Source organism: Rhodococcus sp. NPDC019050, from assembly GCF_055664235.1.
Window position 1 is genome coordinate 117,371 of sequence record NZ_JBVOON010000001.1, and the last position, 19,959, is coordinate 137,329.

General features: G+C 68.6%; 23 protein-coding genes. 12 read left to right on the top strand and 11 right to left on the bottom strand.

Annotation, left to right across the window (positions count from 1 at the left end):
* Nucleotides 1-77 precede the first annotated feature (77 nt).
* Nucleotides 78-278 carry a hypothetical protein gene (locus tag AC0B44_RS00545; RefSeq protein WP_471900988.1) on the bottom strand — a complete coding sequence of 67 codons (201 nt, stop codon included), beginning with the start codon at nucleotides 276-278 and terminating at the stop codon, nucleotides 78-80.
* Between the two features lie 204 nt (nucleotides 279-482).
* Here AC0B44_RS00545 and AC0B44_RS00550 point away from each other — a divergent pair, with 204 nt between their 5' ends.
* The 3 genes from AC0B44_RS00550 to AC0B44_RS00560 are packed head-to-tail and all read left to right on the top strand — an operon-like array spanning nucleotide 483 to nucleotide 3,264.
* Nucleotides 483-959, top strand: coding sequence for a PH domain-containing protein (locus AC0B44_RS00550; RefSeq protein ID WP_471901353.1), 477 nt, complete (start codon nucleotides 483-485; stop codon nucleotides 957-959).
* Nucleotides 956-2,530, top strand: coding sequence for a PH domain-containing protein (locus tag AC0B44_RS00555; protein ID WP_471900989.1), 1,575 nt, complete (start codon nucleotides 956-958; stop codon nucleotides 2,528-2,530). Before AC0B44_RS00550 ends, AC0B44_RS00555 begins: the two co-directional genes overlap by 4 nt.
* Nucleotides 2,527-3,264, top strand: a complete 738-nt coding sequence (locus tag AC0B44_RS00560) for a uracil-DNA glycosylase (protein WP_471900990.1) — start codon at nucleotides 2,527-2,529, stop codon at nucleotides 3,262-3,264. The genes AC0B44_RS00555 and AC0B44_RS00560 overlap by 4 nt, the downstream gene beginning before the upstream one ends.
* Here the strand turns inward: AC0B44_RS00560 and AC0B44_RS00565 are convergent.
* The 5 genes from AC0B44_RS00565 to typA form a co-directional block, all read right to left on the bottom strand.
* Complete coding sequence (locus tag AC0B44_RS00565) at nucleotides 3,227-3,661, bottom strand: hypothetical protein (RefSeq protein WP_471900991.1); 435 nt, start codon at nucleotides 3,659-3,661, stop codon at nucleotides 3,227-3,229. The genes AC0B44_RS00560 and AC0B44_RS00565 overlap by 38 nt on opposite strands.
* Before the next feature lie 52 nt (nucleotides 3,662-3,713).
* Entirely contained in the window at nucleotides 3,714-3,872 is a 159-nt protein-coding gene (locus tag AC0B44_RS00570) for a hypothetical protein (RefSeq protein ID WP_471900992.1), read from the bottom strand.
* Nucleotides 3,873-3,942: 70 nt separating this feature from the next.
* Nucleotides 3,943-4,848, bottom strand: coding sequence for an N-acetyl-1-D-myo-inositol-2-amino-2-deoxy-alpha-D-glucopyranoside deacetylase (mshB, locus tag AC0B44_RS00575; RefSeq protein WP_471900993.1), 906 nt, complete (start codon nucleotides 4,846-4,848; stop codon nucleotides 3,943-3,945).
* Nucleotides 4,845-6,725, bottom strand: a complete 1,881-nt coding sequence (locus tag AC0B44_RS00580) for an ABC transporter family substrate-binding protein (RefSeq protein ID WP_471901354.1) — start codon at nucleotides 6,723-6,725, stop codon at nucleotides 4,845-4,847. The genes mshB and AC0B44_RS00580 overlap by 4 nt, the downstream gene beginning before the upstream one ends.
* Nucleotides 6,726-6,866: 141 nt before the next feature.
* Entirely contained in the window at nucleotides 6,867-8,765 is a 1,899-nt protein-coding gene (gene typA / locus AC0B44_RS00585; protein WP_471900994.1) for a translational GTPase TypA, read from the bottom strand.
* 356 nt (nucleotides 8,766-9,121) lie between these two features.
* Between typA and AC0B44_RS00590 the strand changes: the two genes are divergently transcribed.
* On the top strand, nucleotides 9,122-9,301 hold the full coding sequence (locus AC0B44_RS00590; protein WP_471900995.1) for a hypothetical protein: 180 nt from the start codon (nucleotides 9,122-9,124) through the stop codon (nucleotides 9,299-9,301).
* 2 nt (nucleotides 9,302-9,303) lie between these two features.
* Here AC0B44_RS00590 and AC0B44_RS00595 read toward each other — a convergent pair whose 3' ends face one another.
* Nucleotides 9,304-9,711: a (deoxy)nucleoside triphosphate pyrophosphohydrolase gene (locus AC0B44_RS00595; protein ID WP_471900996.1), complete on the bottom strand. Its 408-nt coding sequence runs from the start codon at nucleotides 9,709-9,711 to the stop codon at nucleotides 9,304-9,306.
* 25 nt (nucleotides 9,712-9,736) lie between these two features.
* Here AC0B44_RS00595 and AC0B44_RS00600 point away from each other — a divergent pair, with 25 nt between their 5' ends.
* Entirely contained in the window at nucleotides 9,737-10,033 is a 297-nt protein-coding gene (locus tag AC0B44_RS00600; protein WP_471900997.1) for a 4a-hydroxytetrahydrobiopterin dehydratase, read from the top strand.
* Here AC0B44_RS00600 and AC0B44_RS00605 read toward each other — a convergent pair.
* Nucleotides 9,969-11,321 (bottom strand): mannosyltransferase, encoded by a 1,353-nt coding sequence (locus AC0B44_RS00605; RefSeq protein WP_471900998.1) that lies wholly within the window; start codon nucleotides 11,319-11,321, stop codon nucleotides 9,969-9,971. The genes AC0B44_RS00600 and AC0B44_RS00605 overlap by 65 nt on opposite strands.
* A gap of 277 nt (nucleotides 11,322-11,598) precedes the next feature.
* On the opposite strand from AC0B44_RS00605, the gene AC0B44_RS00610 reads away from it, so the two are divergent.
* From AC0B44_RS00610 to AC0B44_RS00620, 3 genes are all read left to right on the top strand, one after another.
* On the top strand, nucleotides 11,599-12,435 hold the full coding sequence (locus tag AC0B44_RS00610) for an Rv1157c family protein (RefSeq protein ID WP_471901355.1): 837 nt from the start codon (nucleotides 11,599-11,601) through the stop codon (nucleotides 12,433-12,435).
* Between the two features lie 109 nt (nucleotides 12,436-12,544).
* On the top strand, nucleotides 12,545-12,949 hold the full coding sequence (locus tag AC0B44_RS00615; protein WP_471900999.1) for a hypothetical protein: 405 nt from the start codon (nucleotides 12,545-12,547) through the stop codon (nucleotides 12,947-12,949).
* A gap of 145 nt (nucleotides 12,950-13,094) precedes the next feature.
* Nucleotides 13,095-14,534, top strand: a complete 1,440-nt coding sequence (locus tag AC0B44_RS00620) for an MFS transporter (protein ID WP_471901000.1) — start codon at nucleotides 13,095-13,097, stop codon at nucleotides 14,532-14,534.
* Here the strand turns inward: AC0B44_RS00620 and AC0B44_RS00625 are convergent.
* Both AC0B44_RS00625 and AC0B44_RS00630 read right to left on the bottom strand, forming a co-directional pair.
* On the bottom strand, nucleotides 14,521-15,243 hold the full coding sequence (locus tag AC0B44_RS00625) for a DUF1906 domain-containing protein (protein WP_471901001.1): 723 nt from the start codon (nucleotides 15,241-15,243) through the stop codon (nucleotides 14,521-14,523). The two genes, AC0B44_RS00620 and AC0B44_RS00625, sit on opposite strands and share 14 nt — an antisense overlap.
* Nucleotides 15,244-15,343: 100 nt before the next feature.
* Nucleotides 15,344-16,276 (bottom strand): restriction endonuclease, encoded by a 933-nt coding sequence (locus tag AC0B44_RS00630; RefSeq protein ID WP_471901356.1) that lies wholly within the window; start codon nucleotides 16,274-16,276, stop codon nucleotides 15,344-15,346.
* A 175-nt stretch (nucleotides 16,277-16,451) separates the two neighbouring features.
* Between AC0B44_RS00630 and AC0B44_RS00635 the strand changes: the two genes are divergently transcribed.
* A complete protein-coding gene (locus AC0B44_RS00635) occupies nucleotides 16,452-17,840 on the top strand; it encodes a carotenoid oxygenase family protein (protein WP_471901002.1) in 1,389 nt (462 codons plus the stop codon).
* Between the two features lie 26 nt (nucleotides 17,841-17,866).
* Entirely contained in the window at nucleotides 17,867-18,454 is a 588-nt protein-coding gene (locus AC0B44_RS00640) for a mismatch-specific DNA-glycosylase (RefSeq protein ID WP_471901003.1), read from the top strand.
* Here AC0B44_RS00640 and AC0B44_RS00645 read toward each other — a convergent pair.
* Nucleotides 18,426-18,776 (bottom strand): DUF1330 domain-containing protein, encoded by a 351-nt coding sequence (locus AC0B44_RS00645; RefSeq protein ID WP_471901004.1) that lies wholly within the window; start codon nucleotides 18,774-18,776, stop codon nucleotides 18,426-18,428. The two genes, AC0B44_RS00640 and AC0B44_RS00645, sit on opposite strands and share 29 nt — an antisense overlap.
* Nucleotides 18,777-18,861: 85 nt before the next feature.
* On the opposite strand from AC0B44_RS00645, the gene AC0B44_RS00650 reads away from it, so the two are divergent.
* Complete coding sequence (locus AC0B44_RS00650) at nucleotides 18,862-19,638, top strand: helix-turn-helix domain-containing protein (RefSeq protein WP_471901005.1); 777 nt, start codon at nucleotides 18,862-18,864, stop codon at nucleotides 19,636-19,638.
* Nucleotides 19,639-19,735: 97 nt separating this feature from the next.
* Complete coding sequence (locus AC0B44_RS00655) at nucleotides 19,736-19,951, top strand: maltose regulon activator MalT (protein WP_471901006.1); 216 nt, start codon at nucleotides 19,736-19,738, stop codon at nucleotides 19,949-19,951.
* Nucleotides 19,952-19,959 lie beyond the last annotated feature (8 nt).

Sequence of the window (19,959 nt, forward strand, 5' to 3'; positions counted from 1 at the left end):
GGACTGCGCGGTGTCGTCTGCGGAATCGGTCATCGGCCGATCATCCGCCTCACCGGGGCGGCATGCCACCTCGGGGTCTATTCGCGCGGGTAGTCGTCGTCGGCCGGCACTTCACGCTGCTGTTCGTACGTGTCGACCGGATCCGCTTCGAGGGGCACATCGGACGGCGGAACGTCCTCGGGTTCTTCACCCACAGGAATGGCCTGGTCGATGCGATCGGCCTCGGAGTCGTCACCCTGCTGGATGTCGAAGTCGAGTGCGTCCGACGATTCGGTCATGGCCATCCTCCTTGTGCGGTTCCTACCCGACGGGTCGGGCTCGTTCCGGCATCAGCCTAGCCTGGATGCCGACACCGGTGTCGGGCCACCACTGGGCCCGGCGAGCATGGGAGGTTGATGGTGGACAGCGACGCCGACACGGGTTCGGCGCCTCCGGCGCAACGGGCGCCGTTTCCGGCCGAAGCCCCGACGCCGCAGGTGAGGATGGCCGATCCCGCCTGGCGTCCGAGCGAGAAGGCACGGGCGCTGTGGGCGATCAACGCAGCGCTCCTGTGGGTGCCGGTCGTCGTCGCGCAGGTGGTATGGGCGGTCGTCGATCCTCGTCTCACGCTCTGGCATGTCGCCGCCGCCGTGGTGACCGTGGTCCTCGCGGCGCTGCACATCACCGTGGTGCCGCAGTGGCGCTACCGAGTCCACCGCTGGGAGATCAGCGACACGGCCGTCTACACGCGGTCCGGATGGTTCACCCAGGAACGCCGCATCGCACCGATCTCACGCATCCAGACCGTCGACACCGAACGGGGCCCGATCGACCGCTGGCTCGGACTGGCCACCGTCACCGTCACCACGGCGTCGTCCGCGGGCGCGGTCGAGATCAGCGCGCTCGACGCCGCCGTCGCGGACGAGACGGTCGCGCGACTGACCGAGATCGCGGGCCGCGACGGAGCCGACGCGACATGAACCCCGACCCGGACCCCCGTCTCGGTCCCGCCGACGGCACCACTGCCCTGTCCACCGGCGACGACCCGGACGCATCGGCGCCGTGGTCCCGGCTCGACCCCCGGATGTTGCTCGTCCATCCCGTCGAAGAAGTGCTGCGCCTCCTCCCCGTGCTGATCGGCACCGTCGTGCTCGGGAGTAGCAGCGGCAACCCGTACTGGGGGCTCGCGGCCACCGCGGTGCTGGTGGCGGTCGGCGTGTCCCGGTGGTTCACGACGACGTACCGGGTCGGCCCCGTGCACGTCGAGTTGCGGCGCGGTCTGCTCCAGCGCCAGGAACTGTCCATCCCGCGCAGCCGGATCCGGTCGGTCGACGTCGAACAGCGGGTGCTGCACCGACTGCTCGGCCTGGCCGTCGTGAAGATCGGGACCGGACAGTCCGCGGGGGCCGGGAACCGCAACCGGTTCGAACTCAACGGGCTCGCCGCAGACTCGGTGCCGTCGTTGCGAAGCGCGCTCCTGGCCGACCTGCCGACGCCGGGCACCGAACCCGGCACGACCGAACCCGGATCGGCGGAACCGGCCGCAGCCTCCTCTCCCGAGGTCGAGCTCGCCCGGTTCGACTCGCGCTGGGTGCGTTATGCCCCGTTCTCCACGACCGGCCTGATCGGCATCGCGGCCGTCGTGGGCGTTGCCTTCCAGTACGGACTCGGCGAACGCCTCGCCGAATCCGGGAGTTTCCGACGTGGCGTCGCGGCATTCGAAGCCGCCGGCGTCGTGGCCTCGATCGCGGTCCTGGCCCTGGTCGTTCTGCTGGTCGCGAGCATCGCCGCGTGTGCACGCTACGTACTGCTCTACGGAAACCTGCGGGTGACGGACGACGGACGGATGCTGCGCATCGGGCACGGCCTGGTCAAGGTTCGCCATTCGACGCTCGACCGCGGGCGCTTGCGCGGGGTGAATCTTCGCGAACCGCTCGCCCTCCGCCTCGCCGGCGGCGCACGCCTCGACGCGATCATGACCGGTGTTGCGGCAGAGGGCGGTGAATCGTCGCTCGTGTTGCCGTCCGCGCCGGAACGCGAGGTGCAGCGTGTCGCCGCCGACGTGCTCACCGATCCCCTGCCGGTGGAGGTGCCGCTGCGCGCCCACGGTCCCGCCGCGCGTCGCCGCCGGTACACGCGAGCTCTCGGACCGGTCATCGTGGTCGTCGCCGTGGTGATCGGCGCCTTCGCTGCGGCCGGTCGCGCGTTACCGCTTGCCGCGACCGTCGCGGTGGCCGCGGTGGCCGTCGTGGCGGGGTGTGCGCTGGCGTGGGACCGCTATCGCGGACTGGGGCACGCGGTCGTGCCCGGACGTCTGGTCACGCGCAACGGATCCGTCGACCGGCAACGCGTCAGTCTGGACGCCGATGGCATCATCGGCTGGACGGTACGACAATCCTTCTTCCAGCGCCGGGCGGGTCTCGCGACAGTTGTCGCCGCGACACCGGCGGGAGCCGGACACTACGAGGTGATCGATATTCCCCAGGATCAGGCGTGGTCGTTGATCGAGGCCGTCACTCCGGGTGCCGGTGACCCCTGGACACGGCGATGAAGGGACCGCTTCCCGGCCCGGACCCCGGCACCCTCGAAGAGATGGATGCCGAACTCGTGGAGTGCCGGGCCTGCCCGCGCCTGGTCGCCTGGCGGGAGCAGGTCGCGCGGGAGAAGCGGGCCGCGTACCGCGACGAGGAGTACTGGGGGCGCCCGGTCCCCGGGTTCGGCCCGGACGACGCGTCGCTGCTGATCGTGGGGCTCGCACCGGCGGCCCACGGGGGAAACCGCACCGGCCGCATGTTCACGGGCGACCGGTCCGGCGACGTGCTGTACGAGGCGATGTACGAGGCGGGGTTGGCCTCACAACCGGTCGCGACGCACCGGGGCGACGGACTCGAACTGTTCGGCACGCGGGTCACCGCACCCGTGCACTGCGCGCCGCCTGCGAACAAGCCGACGGTGGTCGAACGGGACACGTGCCGGCATTGGCTCGAACAGGAACTCGATCTGCTCTCACCGACGCTGCGAGCGGTGGTCGTGCTCGGTGGTTTCGGGTGGCAGTCGTTGCTGCCGGTCCTGTCCGCCGCGGGGTGGACCGTGCCCTCCCCGCGACCGAAGTTCGGGCACGGCGCCCATGTGGTCCTGCAACCCGCGACGCCGTCGCGCCGGCCGCTACACCTGTTCGGCTGCTATCACGTGAGTCAGCAGAACACCTTCACCGGCCGATTGACGCGAGAAATGGTGACCGCGGTGCTCAGGGACGCGGCTCGGGCGGCCGAACTGCCCGTGTGATCTCTTTGATGCGGACCGAGAACAGGTAGACCCCGGCGGGGGCGAGCGCCGCGACGGGCAGCAGCAACAGACGCCAATCGGCGACGACAACCTGGTCTCCGCCGGGACCGCCGGCCAGGCAGAGCAGGAACACCACGGCCCACGCCACGAGCGGAAGCGCCGCGCTGCCCAGCGAACCCGTCTCGGTGCGCGTCGCTGCTACCAGCAGAAGGTTCATCACCGCCGCGAGCACGATCACGATGGGAAACGGCACACCACCGATGTAGAGGCCGAGGTAGAACACGGACAGCACCGCGCAAAGGCCGCCGCTGACAACGAGCAGTGCGACCACACCTCGGCGCGGTTGGGATTCGGATACGGGACCACCGGACTGCCCGGTTGCGGGATCGACCGTCATGACACGATAGTGCGCCACCGACCGGCGGACCGCCCAACCGGGTCCTGTGCGATCACGGGACCGGTGGGTAGCCGAGCATCGTCAGCAGGGCGCTCTGCTGATCGGCGAAGTGGTAGAGCGCGTCGTAGTACTCGGTGCGGATCTGATCGGCGTACGGCCGTAGCGAGTCCACGAACGCGACGATCTGATTCTGTACGGACCAGTTGTACATCGGTGCCCCCAGTGGTGAGGCCGCCCCCGCGCGGCAGTCTCGACGGCCGAGTTATATGACCGAGGTCACACTAGCCGATGCCGGCGAACAGGTCATCCTCTCGACCGGAGTCGTCGACGCCCCCGAGTTCGCCGCGGACGAGCACGAAGTGCTCCTCGGCGAAAACCGGCTGGGCCACCATGTTGGACAGTGCGAACTGGTCGCCACCGGGAGCGAGGATCACCTGCGTCGCGTGGGCGGCGATCGCGCTGCGTTTGGCGTCGAGCACCGCCGACACGTCGACGGCGGTGGTCACCCGGTCGTCGGCCACACTCGGGAGTTCCCCCGGCTCGGGGCGACGCCAGCCCTCGGGCAGATGGTCGATGGCGGCGATTCCCGATTCCAGGGCCGAGCGCTCGGTGACCGTCCAGTACACCTTGGCCGGGGTCCAGGGCGCGCCCGCCTCGGGAAAGTCCTCGGTCCCGGAGACCTCGACGGCAGCGGTGACACGGTCGTGGACAGCAATGTGGTCGGGGTGTCCGTACCCGCCGCGCGGATCGTAGGTGACGACCACGTGCGGACGGGTCTCCCGGATCACCGCGACCAGCGCTTCCAGCGCCTCGTCCGGGTCGGCGTTCACCCATGCGCGTGGATTGTCGGCGGACGGCGTCCCGGCCATACCGGAGTCGCGCCAGTGCCCGGCGCCGCCGAGGAAACGGGGGCCGTCCACGCCCATCGCCGTGAGCGCGCGGGTCAGTTCGAGGATGCGGTAACCGCCGAGTTGGTCGGCGTGGTCGGCGGCGAGCTGTGCCCAGCGGTCACCGATGATCTCGCCCTCTTCGCCGAGCGTGCACGTCACGACGGTGACCTCGGCACCCTCCGCGGCATAGCGGGCGATGACGCCGCCCGTGGTGAGGGATTCGTCGTCGGGGTGGGCGTGGACCAGCAGCAGTCGGCGATCCGGGACATTCGGTGTCCGGGCGAGATCTGTTGTCACGGTTTACTCCTCCACCACAGGTGTGCGTCGCCGACGATGCCGGCCGGGACCGAGCCCGTCAGTGACACGTTGTCGATGTCCGGTCCCGCCGCAACGACGGTGCGGTCCTGCAGGATCGGCAGGTTCACGGCCAGTCCCCACAGCGCGGGCTGCGCGGCGGCAATGACCTGCCGCGCGTCGGCCGTCCCGCGCACCGCGGCGAGCAGATCCTCTTCGAGTTCGGGGGCGCATGCGCCGGAAAGGTTGCTGGGTGCCTCGAGCGTCGCGCGGATCTCGTCTTCGAGGTCGTCCGGGTCCTCGTTCTGCGACACGGGTGAACCCGGGTCTGTCGTGGTGGCCGGGGCCGCGGCATTCGCGGGCTCGCCGGTTCCTGCATCCGGATCCGGTTCCGTCGTGCGGGCGGTGCCCTCGACGACCGGCAGCGCGGGCGGGCAGCCGAAGCGGGACAGGGCTGCGGTGGCCGGATCGTCTCCCACGCGCATCCAGCCCAGGACCGCGTGGATGTCTCCGTCCACGAGGGACTCGCCGTACAGCTCGTCGGGTGCCAATTCCACGACACTCGCGTCGATCCCGGCGTCCCTCAGGACGTCGGTCGCGGTACGCGCGACCGACAGGGGGATCTCCGCGTCCTCCGGCACCCCGATCACGAAGTTCAGGGGCTCGCCGTTGCGGAGGAGAAGGTCGTCGTCGGCTTCCGGTGCGGGCGCGGCGGTGGTGGGTACCGGTGAGGTGGTCGTCCCGGGTTCGTCTGCGGGAGGCTCTTCGGGTGCCGGGTCGGGTGCGACGGGCACGAATCCCGCTTCCGCGAGCAGGCCGAGTGCCTCTTCCCTGCTCGGGCGAGGCGGCATCGTGGGCGCGTAGCCGGGATCGGAGGGCGCGAGGACCTGCGCGCGTGCGGGGACCACGCCGGTCTGGGTGCCGGCGCCGACGAGGGCGAGAAGGTCCGGATCGAGCAGCGCGAGAACGCCGCGTCGCACGCGCGGATCCGCGAGTTCGCGTGCGCGGGTGTTGAGGGTCAGGTCGAGGGTGCGCGGTTGCAGTTGCACACCGGTCCGGACGCCGGGTACCGCGTCGAGTTGGGCGAGCAGCGCGGTCCCGCCCCGGGCCTCGGCTACCTGTGCGTCACCGCTGCGCAGCGATTCGGTGAGCTGAGAGTCGCTGCCGCCGCGGCGCATCAGGATTTCGTCCGGTACGGCGGGAGTTCCCCAGAAGCGGTCGTTGCGTTCGAGCAGCACCTCACCGCGGCCGCGGTCGACGGCGTCGACATGGAATCTGCCGCCGGAGACGGGGATCGATTCGGAGAGGCCGCTCAGGAAGCCGCCGGGGGTGTCCTTGACGAGATGGGCGGGCAGCAGATCGGTGAACAGTTCGCGCCAGGCCGGATACGGTTCGCGCAGTTCGACGGTGACGGTCTTGCCGCCACCGGACGAACGTACGTCGTCGATGAGCCGGTATCCGGCGGGATCGACGACTCCGGGTTGCGTGATCATCTGCTGCCACAGGTACCGGAAGTCCTCGGCGGCGATGGGAGCGCTGTCGGACCACTGGGCCTCGTCGCGCAACTGGTACGTGATGGTGAAGGGGGCCTGCTCGGTGACCTCGGCGGAGATCAGCACGGTCTCGTCGGGCACCCACAGGGTCGCAGCCGGGTTCTCCGGGTCGGGCACGGCACGGAATGCGCTGGGGAGCACTAGTCCTGCGACGGCGTTCGCGACCGGCGACTGGTCGGCCAGCAGGTGCGGGTTGAAGCCGGTGTCGACTCGGTCGATCGCGACCACGACGGTGCTCCGGGGCCGAGTCGGAGCCGGCGGGGTCGTGGGCTCCGCCTGTTCGATGGGAGGCGGCGGATCGGCGGTACACGCCGTCAGCGCCAGCATTGCCGATGCAAGGAGGGCCGGGATTCCGACCCGCCACCGGCGACGGACACGTGTACGCAGCACTCCCGCTTCCTTCCCGTCGACCAGGCGGTACGTGGCGGTCCCGGCCGGCCACTGCCAGCCGGGACCGCCACATCCTTACTACTTGTTACGGGCCTTCTCGCGCGACCGCGCGCGCTGCCGGTCGGTCGCCGAGAGGTGCACCTTGCGCACGCGCACGATCTCGGGTGTGACCTCGACGCACTCGTCGCCGGAACAAAATTCCATAGCGGCTTCGAGGGTCAGCTCGATGGGCTTGGCCAGCGTCTCCATCACGTCGGCGGAAGACTGACGCATGTTGGTCAGCTTCTTCTCGCGGGTGACGTTGATGTCGAGGTCTTCCTGGCGCGGGTTGATGCCCACGACCATGCCCTCGTAGGTGTCCGCGCCGGGCTCGACGAAGAACGTGCCGCGGTCGGCCAGCTGGATCATCGCGAACGGCGTCACGGTGCCGGTCCGGTCGGAAACGAGCGAGCCGGTGTGGCGGGCGCGGATCTCGCCGGCCCACGGGGCGTAGCCGTGGAAGACGGCGTTGGCGATGCCGGTGCCGCGCGTTTCGGTGAGGAAGTCGGTACGGAAACCGATCAGGCCGCGCGACGGAACGAGGAATTCCATCCGCACCCAGCCCGCACCGTGGTTGGTCATCTGCACCATCTTGCCCTTGCGGTTGGCGAGCAACTGCGTGATGGCGCCGAGGTACTCCTCGGGCGTGTCGATGGTGAGCTCTTCGAACGGCTCGTGCAGCTTGCCGTCGACCTGCTTGGTGACCACCTGGGGCTTGCCGACGGTCAGCTCGAAGCCTTCGCGGCGCATCTGCTCCACGAGGATCGCCAGAGCCAGCTCGCCACGGCCCTGCACCTCCCACGCGTCGGGACGGCCGATGTCGAGCACCTTGAGCGACACGTTGCCGACGAGTTCCGCGTCGAGGCGGGACTTGACCATGCGAGCGGTGAGCTTGTGGCCCTTCACGCGGCCGACGAGCGGCGACGTGTTGGTGCCGATGGTCACCGAGATGGCGGGCTGGTCGACGGTGATCCGGGGCAGTGCCACCGGGTTCTCCAGGTCGGCGAGGGTGTCACCGATCATGATGTCGGGGAAGCCTGCGACGGCGACGATGTCACCTGCGGTGGCGGACTCGGCGGGGTGCCGCTCGACGCCGACGGTCGCGAGCAGTTCGGTGATCTTCGCGCGGGTGACGACGGGCTCGCCGTCGACTTCGCGCATCCAGCTCACGGTCTGGCCCTTGCGGAGCTCGCCGTTGTGGATTCGCACCAGTGCGAGACGACCGAGGAACGCGGACGCGTCGAGGTTGGTGACGTGTGCCTGCAGCGGTGCCGCGGCGTCGCCCTTCGGGGCGGGGACGTACTCCATGAGGACGTCGAAGAGGTCGTCGAGGTTCTCCGCGTCGGGCGCATGGCCGTTTTCGGGCTGCTTGCGCGACGCCTTGCCCTCGCGGCCCGATGCGTAGAGCACCGGGAGACCGAGTGCGAGTTCGGCCGCCTGGGCCGCCTCGTCGTCGAGGTCGGAGGCGAGGTCGAGCAGAAGGGTCTGGCTCTCCTCGACGACCTCGGCGATACGGGCGTCGGGACGGTCGGTCTTGTTGACCACGAGGATCACCGGCAGCGACGCGGCGAGTGCCTTGCGCAGCACGAACCGGGTCTGCGGCAGCGGGCCCTCGGAGGAATCTACGAGCAGCACGACGCCGTCGACCATGGACAGGCCGCGCTCGACCTCTCCACCGAAGTCGGCGTGGCCGGGGGTGTCGATGACGTTGATGACTGTGACGCTGCCGTCGGGGTGGTGACGGTGCACCGCGGTGTTCTTCGCGAGAATGGTGATGCCCTTCTCACGCTCGAGGTCACCGGAGTCCATGACCCGGTCCACGAGTTCCGCACGTTCGGCGAACGCGCCCGACTGGCGCAGCATGGCGTCGACGAGGGTGGTCTTTCCATGGTCGACGTGCGCCACGATGGCGACGTTCCGAAAATCAGCGGTGCTCACGCGATGGCTCTCCTGGCTGTTGTCCGCGGCCACACGGCACTGGACCCGGTCGGCACCTCGCCCGTACGGCGCATATTGTTCGAAGCCGCTACGCGATTGCGATACGCCCGCTACCGGCCTGAGACGGCCCGAGCAGGCACTGCGGCCACGAACATCCTACCGCCCTTTCGGGGGCGCCTGCTCCGAGCCCTTCCTGTAACGCCAGGTCACGACGTCGGAACGTGACATTCGACACGCAGAAGCACCGTTATGTGAGCGTTATGGTCCTCCCATGAGGTTCCGAAAACCGCCTCTTACGTTCCCGTAAGGGCACGCTAACCTGACACGCGAATGCTGCGACGAGGGCGGGACTGTTCATGGGCAAGAAGATCAAGCCGGGCAAGGTCGCCGGCCTGAAGCCGAAGAAGAAGTGCTGCCGTAAGAAGACCCGCTGTCTGAAGTGCCCCGTGGTCGTCATGCGCATGAAGAAGGTCGCCGACGACGACCTGAGCAAGAAAGAACTTCGCAAGTACCTCGAGAAGGCCCGCGCCGCGTGAACTCAGCCGGCCAGCATGTCCCGGAGTGCGGGTAGCCACGCCCGATCGGCGGCGACGAGGTCCATCCGGTCGAGTTCTTCCGCGTCGACCCACCGCAGGGCGGCGTGCTCGAGAGGTCGCGGCTCCCCCGACACCAGTTCGACGCGATACGCGCACATCACCAGATCGCTGCGGAGGTGCACCGGAGGCCCGAACCGGTCGGCACCGCGCACCTCGATTCCGAGTTCCTCTCGCAGTTCCCGGACGAGGGCCTGCTCCGCGCTCTCGCCGGGTTCGATCTTCCCGCCGGGCAACTCCCACCGGCCCGCGAGTTCGGGTGGCCGGGTCCGCTGGGCGAGCAGAACCCGTCCGTCGCGGAAGACTGCGCCCGCGACCACGTGTCCCGTCGGTGCCGGTGTCGTTGCGGTCATGACGTGCATCGTCCCAGAATGGTTCATGGCCCAGTTACTGACGGACGGTGAGATCGATTCCGCGCTGTCCGAACTCCCCCAATGGCGACGAGCAGGGGCTTCCCTGGTCCGCACCATCGAAGCGCCGACGTTCGCCGAGGCGATCGCCCTCGTCGACAAGGTCGCGGAGGCCGCCGAAGAGGCGGATCACCATCCCGACATCGACATCCGATGGCGGAAGGTGACCTATTCGCTGAGCACGCACTCGGCGGGCGGCATCACCGAATCGGATCCGGCGATGGCTCGCCGGATCGACCGGTTGGCTCGAACGTTGGACCTGTAGCCCCACCCGAGGTCGTGTGGTCCTGCTGCGCCTGTCGGCTTTTCCGCGCGCCCACGATCATCCACGCGTAGACGACGAGCGCGCCGACGATGTAGACAGCGCCCAGCCACGCCAATGGAGCAGGGCGTTCGATCGTCCAGATGGATTCCTGGGCGCTGCTCAGAATCCAGGGCACGCCCACGAGTGCCACCGCTCCCCAGCACACCGCCAGGACGCGGCTGCCGGTCAGGCGTGAGAGCGGGCCGTACACCAGCCAGATGAGCATGGGGATCACCCATACCCAGTGGTGGGCCCAGGAGATCGGAGAGACCAGCAGTCCGAGGAGCTGGACGACCAGCAAGGTGCCGAGCAGGTCGTCGTTGCCGAGGGAACGCCACGCGGCGAAGGCGAGGGCGGCGCACACCAGCACTGCCAGGATCCATACGGGTCCGGTCCCGACGTCCTCCCCCGCGATGCGGCTCAGTGCGCCGCGCAGCGACTGGTTCCACACCGATCCCACCGGGCCGATGCGGTCGGCGTCGCCGAACAACGTGGTGAAGTAGGTCCGTCCCTGTTCACCGAGGACGAGCACGCTGACCAGCACAGTTGCTCCGAAGGCGACTGCGGAGAAGATCGCGGCCCGCCACCGTCGGCGCGCGAGAAAGTAGAGCCCCGTGATCGCGGGAGTGAGCTTGATTCCGGCGAGGATCCCGACCAGCGCCCCGGATAACCACCACCGGGAACTGCGCACCGCCACCATGACGCCGAGCACCAGAAATACGTTGATCTGCCCGTAGTCGAGGGTGGTGCGGAGAGGTTCGGTCCAGATGCCGACCGCCGTCCACGCCAGCGCTCGCGCCGTCCACGGCCGAGTGCGCGCCTCGGGGCCGACTACAAGTTCGAACGCGATCCGCACGACGAAGAACAGCGCCGCGACCGTGAGCAGCTGCCACGCCACGCCGAGTACCTCGAACGGCAGCACGTGCAGCGGGAAGAACACCAGGGCCGCGAACGGAGGGTAGGTGAACGGCAGCGGGAAGTCCGGGGTGTAGCGGCTGAAGGTGAAGTTGTAGAGGTCGCCGTGAAGCAGCGCAGCGGAACCGTCGACATAGACGTGCAGGTCCACGAGGTTCATGCCGTTGGGCGTGAACAGCGTCCACGCCAGCCTGGCTGCGACGGACAGAACCAGCAGCGCTGCGCACCAGCACACCGGATGCGAAGGAACTCGTCGTGGCACCGCGGTGCAGCCTCCCGTCGTTCCCGGCCCGGATGCCCGGACCCCGGCAGTTGAGACTACCGGCGAACGCACGGCCGTCCGAAACCGCGATTCACTCGCGTAACAATCTCATCTCTACTCACAACAGTCACAATGGAAACAAGTTACCGTCTACCGGGTACCGCCATTCGGGACAGACTGTGGCTACACTCCCCCGAAGGCAACCGCCAACCCGGGTTCGGCACGGTGGGTTGTCCTGCGGGAGGGGACTCCATAGAGTGTCGCCTCGAGCCGTCAGTACCGGCTGGTCTTCCAGGCCTACCAGGTGCTTCAACGACAAGGATGGGGAACAGTGCTTCGTACTCGAGGAATGCGGCGTGCGCTCACAGCGTGCGCACTTGCCGCCACTGCGGGACTGGCGGTGCCGTCGCACGCCTTCGCGCAACCGGCGCCCCCGGCGCTACCCGACCTGACTCAGTTCGTCGAACTGCCCCAGTTCGAGGTCCCTGCCGATCTGTCCATCGAGTCGTTGACGCGCCTGATCCCCGAGATCAAGGCGAACCCCGAGCAGGTAGAAGCACTCGCGTCGCTCGCTCCCGCGATCGTCGGCGCCGCAGCCGGCCCGTCGGATGTCGCCGATGTGACCGAGGGTGGCAACGACCTGCTCGCACAGGCGAAGGAATTGCTCGCGAATTCCGAGCTTCCGGACTCGATCAAGGGCACCCTCGAGCGGGTCATCACGTTCCTCGACGGAAGCGGCGGCGGAGGCCCCGACATTCCGGCTCCGGGCACCGTCGTGATCTCGCAGTTCCTGTACCCGACGCTCGGCCAGGATTGCATCGGTGACGGCCAGGATTCCGTGGGCAGCGCGCTCGCGGTTGCCGGCCCGGCTCAGCTGCCTCCCCCCGGCCCCGCCGCCGGCCAGGTGGGATTCGTCTTCACCGCACTCGGCACCGCTCCCACCTCCGGCGAGCAGGACCTCACCCTGAGCTGGATCAATGTGTCCAACGGCCGCAGCGGCACCCAGCCGCTCACCAACGAGGCACAGATCAACCCGGACGGCCCCGCGACACTGAGCGCTATTGCCGATACCGGGTCCGGCCAGGTCGTCGCAGTGATCTCGGGTGGGATCACCACCCAGAAGGAAGGCGCGGACCCGCGTTCGTGCAGCTTCCTGCCCACCCTGGGCCTGGTCTCTGTGCCCTGACCGGGAACCCCCACGACACACGCGAAGACCGCCGGGATCCGTCCCGGCGGTCTTCGCTCGTTTCGATGCCTTACCGTATTTCGTCCACCCACCCGTGGTAGACCGGATCATGGCTTATCTCCAGCGCCGTGCCTGCCCGTCACCCCGTCCGACCTCCCGCGCGCGCCGACTGCCCCGCTCTCCCCTGTCGAACCGGCCGGCCTCGTCCCGCCGCTCGATCCTGTCCCACCGCTCGATCCTGTCGATCGCATCGGAGCGCTCGATCCTCTCGATCGGGTCCGCCGATTCGATCCTGTCGATCGGCAGCGTCGGATCGATCCTCTCCGTCGGGTCGGCGGGATCGGTGTGTTCCGCACTGTCGTTCGGGTCGCTCGGCAGTCTCGGGTCCGCACTCTCGGGACTGTCGCGCTGGTCGGCGTTGTCGTGGCGCGGCGTCCACAGTGCTCCCGGTGAGCGGCCCCCGCTCGTCGTCACAGTCGGCGAACACGCCCCCGAAGAGCACTGCCAGACCTGAACCGAGCGCCGGACGACGGTGCCGATCACGCGAAAGCGGTTGTGCATCGGCACTACTCCCGTGCTAGACACGGTAGGCCTATCCGTTCGTATGGCGCACGAAAGTTTTCGGCCGCGATCACCGCCGGCCCCGATCGAGGAGTCGCATGGCCGTCGAAACTCCGGTCCCGACGCGGGAGAAACCCGCACCTTCCGGGATCGTCGCAGTCCTGGCGATGTGCGGGATCGGCGTCGCCCTCATGCAGACGCTGATCGTGCCGATCCTGCCGCGACTGCCGATCCTCGTGAATGCGTCCCCGGAGAACACGTCGTGGGCGGTCACAGCCACCCTGCTGGCCGGCGCGGTCGTCACCCCGATCAGCGGCCGCCTCGGCGACATGTTCGGCAAGCGCCGGATGCTGCTCGCCAGCCTGGGGATGATGGTGCTCGGTTCGGCTGTGTGCGCGATGGCGAACACGCTTGTGCCCCTGGTGATCGGACGAACCCTTCAAGGTGCCGCTGTCGGCGCGATCCCGCTCGGCATCGCGATTCTGCGTGACGAACTGCCTCCCAAACGGGTTCCCGGCGCGATGGCCACCATCAGCGCGACCATGGGTGTCGGCGGAGCGATCGGCCTTCCCCTCGCCGCCCTGGTCGCGCAATTGACCGACTGGCACATGCTTTTCGTGGCGTCGCTGGTGCTGGGCGCTGTCGGGATCGCGGCGGTGCTGAAGTTCGTTCCGGAATCACCGCGACGCAATCCGGGCCGGTTCGACTTCCTGGGCGCGGGTCTGCTCTCGGCGGTCCTCGTCCTGCTGCTTCTTCCGGTCACCAAGGGAAACTCCTGGGGCTGGACCGATCCGACCACACTCGGGATGCTCGGCGGAGCACTGGTGGTGTTCCTCGGGTGGGGTTGGTACGAACTGCGATTGGACCGGCCCCTCGTCGACCTGCGACTGTCTGCCCGCCGTCCCGTGCTGATGACGAACCTGGCGTCGATCGCGCTCGGATTCGCGATGTACGCGAACGTCCTCGCCTTTCCCCAATTGCTCATGGCGCCACCCGAAACCGGTTACGGCCTGGGCCAGTCGATGGTCGCCGCAGGTCTGGCACTCGCCCCGAGCGGTCTCGTCATGATGGCGCTGTCACCGGTGTCGGCCCGGATCACCACCACATTCGGGCCCCGCATCACCCTCGCGTGCGGCGTGATCTTCGTGGGACTCGGGTATCTGACCGCCTACCTGCTGCACCGGGAACTGTGGCACATCGTGGCGGCGTCGATGGTCATCGGCGCGGGTGTCGGTCTCGCCTACGCCGCCATGCCCGCGCTCATCATGAGTGCCGTGCCGTTGCACGAGTCGGCGGCCGCGAACAGTCTCAATACGCTGATGCGGTCGATCGGCACCTCGACCGCCGCGGCGGTGATCGGTGTCGTGCTCGCCGCGATGACCGTTCAGGTGGGCGACGCGGTGGTGCCCGCGCTCAGCGGTTTCCGCACGACTTTCCTCGTCGCGGCGATCGCATCGGTGGTTGCCCTGGTGCTCACCGCACTCATCCCTCCCCCGCCGCCGCGGGTGCGGGAAGTCGGACCCGCTACAGACGCGTGAGCGACCACTGCCCGTAGTCGGCGGTGTGGATGCGGTTGACGTCGATGCCGATTCCGTCGATGGTTCCGCCGCCCTTCTGGTGGAGATTCGCGCGCGGGTGTACGAAACCGGCGGGCGTACCCCAGTCGTGCTGCCAGTAGAAGGCGCCCAGGCCCACCGCGGACGCCCACTCGATGGTCGGAGAGTTCGCGTACACACCGGTGTTCGCGGGACCGACCACCTCCTGCCATGCCAGGAGGTAGGGCACGATCCGGGTGGTGAACTGCTCGAAGTTCGGGTTGTCGTCGATGGAGGCATAGATGGGACGGTCGTCGGGACCGCCTGCCGCGCAGTGCAGTTCCAGACCTCGCTGCGCGTGCCGACGACCCGCGTCGTAGCCGCCGAGCCAGTCCGCGGTCTCGGCCTTACCGAACTGATAACACGACACCACTTCGAGGCCCGCGCCGAGCAGGGCGTCGGCTTCCCGTCCCGTCAGCGGCTTGCCCAGCATCCAGTCGGCACCCGGCCGGCGATCGGATACATAGCGGATCGCCCCGATGTGCCCCGCCGCCCGGATCGACGACGGCGACGGCACTCCGGCGGAGTAGTCGACGATGGTGCCGAGCACTTCCCGGCCCTGCGCCGCACCGGGCGCCCCCACCGCGGACGCCACGACGACGCCCGACCCGATCGCCGCATACCGCAACATGTCTCGACGAGAAAACGTCATGGCGCCCCGTTTCGGAAGGTGTGAAGGTGGCCTCCGGATTGCACCACATTCACACGCGCAACATGGAGCACATCGGTAAAGGTCCTGGTGGGACCCGCCGTCAGCGACCCGACAACTCCGCGAAGAATGCGGGCACGAGCGCGACGTCTTCGACGGTTCGCACCGTCGTGCGCACCCCGAGTCCGTGTTCCTTGAGCAGATCGCACAGACCCTCGCCGTCGACGAGATCGATCGGTGGCGCACCGTGCCGATGTGCCTCCGCACGCGCGTCGTCGGTGAAGGATCCGGTGGAGACGAGAAGCCCCTTCTCGCCGCGCCCGACCATGGCCGCGCGGAATTCCCGCACGACGTCCGCGCCCGCGCGTTCCTGGCCGCGCACGAACCGGAAGAACACCGAGAAGCTCAGCAGCGACACGCGCAGGATCCCGGTGCCCTCCACCTGGGTGTCGTCGTCGGCGCTGCCGCCGGGAGCGGGAACCGTCAGGGTGGTGAAGCCCGCCGACCGCAGCACCGAGGTCACGAGACGCTCGAAGCCGTCCGCGGACAGGTCGGCGACGGCACCGAGCACCGGTTCACGCCACAGTTCGGGATCCTCGGGCGCCGCGGCGAGCGGGACGACCTGGGCGCCCTGCGACGAGTTGCGGACCAGGCGCCTGCGGCGCTTCTCCGCGGTGTACGCGACCTGCATCGGCTTGATCTCGGATTCCCGGACCCCGCGACCCTCGTCGGTCACGCTCCACACGCCCCGGCGGGTGTTCGACAGCAGACCCATGCCCTTGAGGTAGGTCCGCGACCAGGCGATCCGGTATTCGATCTCGGTGCCGGGTCCGTCGCCGTGCAGCACGGCCTGGGCTTCCTCGGACAGACCGACCCGGGCGATCACCGCGGCGTCGATCTCCTCGATGACTCCGGATCCGCCGATCTCGATCACCGCTTGGAGGGTGGGCCAGAGGAGATCCGTGTACGGCGGCAACGCGGATTCGTCGCCTCCGGTGTTCCGGACGGAATTTCCGATCGCGTTCCGGCGCTGCACACCTTCCCCTAACGTTGCGGCCACGCGGCCGCGCTTCGGTCCTGGACGTCGGAAAATACCCTAGCCGATGCAGGACGAAGCCCGGTCGTCGCGCTCCGCGACCGGGCCCGCCGACCTACCATTCGAGACGGGGTCTCCGTCCAGCACACCGGCCCGCTTTGCGTGAGGTGATCTCATGAACCGTCCCGCACCGATCGACACCGCCCACCATCCACACCTCAGCGGCATGTTCGCGCCCCAGCGCGAGGAGGTGGACGTACGTGGACTGCACGTCGTGGGAGAACTGCCCGCCGACCTCGAAGGCAGCTACCTCCGCAACGGGCCGAATCCGCGCTTCGATCCGATCGGGCACTACGTGTACCCGATCGACGGGGACGGGATGGTGCATCGCATCGAACTGTCCGGGGGCACCGCCCGCTACACGAACCGCTTCGTCCGTACCCCGCAGGTCGTGGCGGAGGAGAAGGCGGGCCGGGCCCTGTGGGCGGGTATCACCGACCCGTACTTCCCGTCCGCCGACGAGGTGGGACCCGACCTCGCGAACACCATGCGCGAACTTCCCGACATCAACGTCGTCCGCCACGGCGGCCGGGTGCTGGCGCTGGCCGAATCGGCACCGCCGTACGCACTCGGATCGGAACTCGAGACCCTGGGCCGGGAGACGTTCGGCGGAACGCTGCCGGTCGGCCTCACCGCGCATCCCAAGATCGATCCGCGCACCGGCGAGATGATCGCGTTCTGTTACATGCTCGACCCGCCGTACCTGACGTGGTCGGTGTTCGGGCCCGACGGCACGGTCACGCGCGCGGCCACGCCGATCGACGGCGCCGACCGCCCCCTGATGGTGCACGACATGGCGCTCACCGAGAGGTACATCGTCCTGATCCTGGCGCCGATGGTCTTCGACCTCGAGAAGATCTTCACCGGCGGCTCACCCCTGGACTGGCAGCCCGGCCTCGGGGTCCGGATCGCCCTCGTCCCCCGCGACGGAGGCGCAGTGCGCTGGTTCTCCACCGACACCTTCTGGATGTGGCACACCGCCAATGCGTTCGACCTTCCCGGAGGCGATGTCGCTGTCGATTATGTCGAATGGCGGTATCCCGGGGCGTTGACCGGGCACGCCGGGCCCAACCCGTCGCTGTTGCGACGCGCCGTCATCGGCCGGGGCGGCGTCACCCGCACGACACTTCACGAACGTGACATCGAGTTTCCCCGCATCGACGACCGCCGGTCGACCGGCCGGCATCGCGTCGTCGCGACCCTGGGCCGCAGCGGGTCGCGACGGCTGCCGTCGGGCTCGGCCGATGCCCTGTTCTGGTTCGACGTGGACTCCGGCAGCTACACCGTGTGGTCCGGCGGTGCGCTCTCCCCCGGCGAGCAGGTGTACCTCACGAGCACGTCCGGCGCCGGCTACTGGGGAGCGATCGCGACCGACTTCGACGACCTGACGAGCTGGTTCCTGGTGTTCTCCGCCGATGATCCCGGCGCGGGACCGGTTGCGCGGGTGCGGTCACCGATCCGGGTACCGGCAGGGCTGCACGGGGCGTGGTTGCCGTCGGCGTGAGCGGACCGGTTGCATAGTGTGGGCCGATGGGTTTCACACGTGCCGAACTCGAATCCTTCCGCGACGCCGTTGTTCCCGACCTCGTCGGACCGGGGTGCCGCTTGCTGTTCGTCGGCATCAACCCCGGTCTCTGGACGGCGGCGACCGGCGCGCACTTCGCCCGGCCCGGAAACCGCTTCTACCCCGCGCTGTTTCGTGCCGGAATCATCACCCACCCTATTGCCCCGTCGGACGGGATGAGCGACGCCGATCGCGCCCATCTGATCGAACGAGGGGTAGGCATCACCAACCTCGCACCCCGCGCCACCGCCCGGGCCGACGAACTCACCCCGGAGGAACTGCGCGATGGCGCCGAACGACTGGCATCGGTGGTGGCCGAGTTCGGACCTCGGGTCGTCGCGGTCGCCGGGATCACGGCGTATCGAGCGGCGTTCGGGAAACGCAAGGCGCTTCCGGGCCTTCAGGACGAGACGCTCGAAGGGACACCCCTGTGGGTGGTGCCCAACCCGAGCGGGCTCAACGCCCACGAGACGGTGGAGTCACTCGCCGCGGCCTACGCGGAACCCGCTCGGGCCGCGGGGATTCTCATCGCTCCGGGGTCACACGCCCGGTGACCTTCCGGAGGTAGTCCGATGCCCGATAACCGGGCGGGGTTCCCTCCACCAGAATCGCTGCGCCGTCGGAGTTCTCGGTTCTGAGCGGCAGGATCGCCCGATACGCCGGCGAGTCGTACCACGCCCGTGCCCGCTCGAGGTCTGGGAACTCGATGAGCACGAGGTGGCCGGGCCATTCGCCTTCGATCACCTGCGGGTCGGTGCCGTGGACGAGGAACCGCCCGTCGTATGCGCGGAGGGTCTCGTCGATCTCGGTCAGGTACTCGGCGACGGCCTCGTTGAAGTCGACGCTGCGGAGGTGGGCTACTGCGTATGCGGTCATGCTCCGAGCCTGCCGCGAAGAGATGCGTCGAGCGATTACCCGCGAGGTAATGGCTGTCGTTCCCGCAGGCCCTATCGTCGAAGGCATGACGGTCGTGGAATCGATCCGGCCCGGTGCGTTGCTGCGCACCTGGCGTGAGCGTCGCGGACTGAGCCAGCTGGCTCTCGCGCATCGGGCGGGTGTCTCGTCGCGGCACATCAGCTTCGTCGAGACGGGCCGGTCGCAACCGTCCCGGGAGGTCGTGCTGAGACTGAGCGAACACCTGGAGATCCCTCTGCGCGAACGTAACTCGATCCTGCTTGCCGCGGGACTCGCGCCGGCGTATCCGGAGCACCGGCTCGGGGAGGTTCCGCTGGCCGCGGTCTCCGATGCGATCACCCGGATCCTGGAACTGCACGAGCCGTTCCCGGCTCTGGTGGTCGACCGGCACTGGACGATGATCGACGCGAACGACGCCATCGTGGCGATGGTCGCGGATTGTGCGCCGGATCTGCTCGAACCACCCGTCAACGTGCTGCGCCTGACTCTCCACCCGCGGGGGCTCGCACCGCGCATCCTCAACCTCGGGCAATGGCGTGCACACCTGCTGGAGCGGTTACGTCACCAGATCGGCGCGACCGGGGATCCGGTGCTGTCGCGCCTGTACGACGAACTCGAGCAGTACCCGTGCGACGATCCCGTGACGACGGCACCGCATGCGCTGGTCGTGCCCCTCCGGTTGCGCCTCGGGGACGACGAGTTGTCGTTCCTGAGCACGACCACGCTGTTCGGGACGCCTCTCGATATCACGGTGTCGGAATTGGCCATCGAAGCGTTCTACCCGGCGGACGCTTCCACGGCAGCGGCACTGCATGCGAGGTGACCCGGTCCGATGGGCCCGAAAGCGGTGTTGCCGCGGCGACGCGCGCGCTACCGTTGTGACGGAAACTGTGTTCGAGCAGATCCGAAAGGCTGTAGTCATGAGCGCTACGAAATGGTGGGTCGTCGACGGACGCGACGACGGTTTCGCTCTCGAGCAGCGTGCCACCGGAGACATCGTGATCATGAACAACGCGACTTCGGAAGAGCATGTCCTGCCGGGATACGTGTGGAAGCACTCCCCGAATTTCGGCCTTCAGATCCAGAGCGACGGGCCTCCGCCCTACGGTTCGTGGATCGAGAACCCGGAAGACTGAGTTCGGCG